The following is a 520-nucleotide window of genomic DNA, read 5'->3' on the forward strand; positions in this document are numbered from 1 at the left end:
GCCGCTTGGACCTTTTGGCCGTGGGCGTTGGCCTGCTCGTAGATCACCTGGAAGTTGCGTCCCAACTGGGTGATGAACTCCTGGCAGGCCACCGAACCGGCACCACCCCAGAAGTCACCGGCAGCAAGCACATCGCGGACGATGGCCTGGTGCTCGGCTTCCAGCGAGGCAGCCTGGGCACGGATCAAGGCGCCGTGGGCATCCACATCGCCGAACTGGTAGTTAATGGTCATATCGATGTTCTCCTAACGTCTGAAAGGGTAGGCAGCCTTGGCTTACGCCGCTAGCTGCTGAGGATCTGCTGCGACGCCTGCTCTTGCTGCTCGTAGTTGTTGGCGTCGCGGATCAAGCCGTCGCGCACACCGTGCAGCATGTTCACGATGTTGCGGAAGGCCGTGTTCATCTGACCCATGGTGTCGTAGGAGGTCGCCTCGGCGGCACCGCTCCAGCCCGCACCCGAGATGTTCTGCGACGACGCCCACATCCGGCGGGCCTCGTCCTCAACTGTCTGGGCGTGGGT

2 protein-coding genes are annotated in these 520 nt (G+C 62.9%); both read right to left on the reverse strand.

All coding sequences use genetic code 11. The annotated features are described in order from the left end of the window. Positions 1 to 233, reverse strand: a 233-nt coding sequence (locus A5791_RS23290; protein ID WP_067241971.1) for a WXG100 family type VII secretion target, incomplete at its 3' end; no start/stop codon positions are given. 50 nt (positions 234 to 283) lie between these two features. Continuing rightward, positions 284 to 520 (reverse strand): WXG100 family type VII secretion target (locus A5791_RS23295; protein ID WP_082967095.1); only part of this gene is annotated, 237 nt, incomplete at its 5' end.

The organism is Mycobacterium sp. 852002-51163_SCH5372311 (assembly GCF_001667115.1).
Taxonomy (GTDB): Bacteria; Actinomycetota; Actinomycetes; order Mycobacteriales; family Mycobacteriaceae; genus Mycobacterium.